General features: G+C 69.4%; 1 protein-coding gene and 1 pseudogene. Both read right to left on the minus strand.

Annotated elements, in window-relative coordinates; all coding sequences use genetic code 11:
* Positions 1–899 (minus strand): glucose-6-phosphate dehydrogenase (locus ACWCSD_RS52685; protein WP_449927502.1); only part of this gene is annotated, 899 nt, incomplete at its 3' end.
* Position 900: 1 nt separating this feature from the next.
* Positions 901–1,280 (minus strand): annotated as a pseudogene (locus tag ACWCSD_RS52690) (glucose-6-phosphate isomerase); the annotation flags it as partial.

Below are 1,280 nucleotides of genomic sequence, written 5' to 3' on the forward strand. Positions count from 1 at the left end.
GGGTCCTCCATGGCGACCAGCGCGAGCAGCTGGAGCAGGTGGTTCTGGATCACGTCGCGGGCCGCGCCGATGCCGTCGTAGTAGCCGGCGCGCCCGCCGATGCCGATGTCCTCGGCCATGGTGATCTGCACGTGGTCGACGAAGCTGCGGTTCCAGATGGGCTCGTACAGGTTGTTGGCGAAGCGCAGCGCCAGGATGTTCTGGACCGTCTCCTTGCCCAGGTAGTGGTCGATCCGGAAGATCGAGCTCTCCGGGAACGCCGACGTGGTGATCTCGTTCAGCTCGTGGGCCGACTTCAGGTCGTGGCCGAACGGCTTCTCGATGACCACCCGCCGCCACGACCCCTCGGGCGCGTCGGACAGCCCGGTGCGCTTGAGCTGCTCGACCACCACGGGGAAGAACTTGGGCGGGACGGACAGGTAGAAAGCGTAGTTGCCGCCCGTGCCGCGGGTCTGGTCGATCTCCGCCAACGCCATCGCCAGCGCGTCGAAGGCTCCGTCGTCGGAGAACTCGCCCGGCACGAAATGGATGCCTTCGAGGATCTGCTTCCAGACCTCCTCGCGGAACGGCGTACGCGCGTGCGCCTTGACCGCGTCGTGCGTCAACTGCGCGAAGTCCTGGTCCTTCCAGTCGCGCCTGGCGAAACCGACCAGCGAGAAACCGGGCGGCAGCAGGCCGCGGTTGCCCAGGTCGTAAATGGCCGGCAGCAGCTTGCGCTTGGCCAGGTCGCCCGTCACGCCGAACAGCACCAGCACGCACGGCCCCGCCACCCGCGGCAGCCGCTTGTCACGCGGGTCGCGCAAGGGGTTGGCCTCGGCGACCTCCAATGTCGTGGCGGTGTTCGCCACGGCCGCCGCCACCGCGACGACCTCCTCCTCAGGAGATGCTTCGTCAGTCATCTCAAACCTCCTGTGCGGCTGCGAGCAAATGCGCGACACCCGTCGCGCGGTCCGTCAAGTGCAGGCGTACGGCGGGCCGTCCGCGGGTCTCCAGCGCGGCCAGGTCGCCCAGCGCCTGCGCGAGCTGGAGCCGCCCCAGCGTGTACGGCTGCCCGGGGACGGCGACGTCGTCGGCCACCGCACCCGTGATCTGCAGGAACACGCCGTTCTGCGGCCCGCCCTTGTGGTATTGGCCGGTCGAGTGCAGGAAACGCGGCCCCCACCCGAACGTCACCGGCCGGTTGGTGCGGATGGCGAGCAGGGCGCGCAGCGTGGCCGCGTCGGCCATCATCCACGCGTCGGTCATCTGCTCGAAGTCGGCCCCCTCGGGCACCGGCGCGT

This window comes from Nonomuraea sp. NPDC001684, from assembly GCF_053596515.1.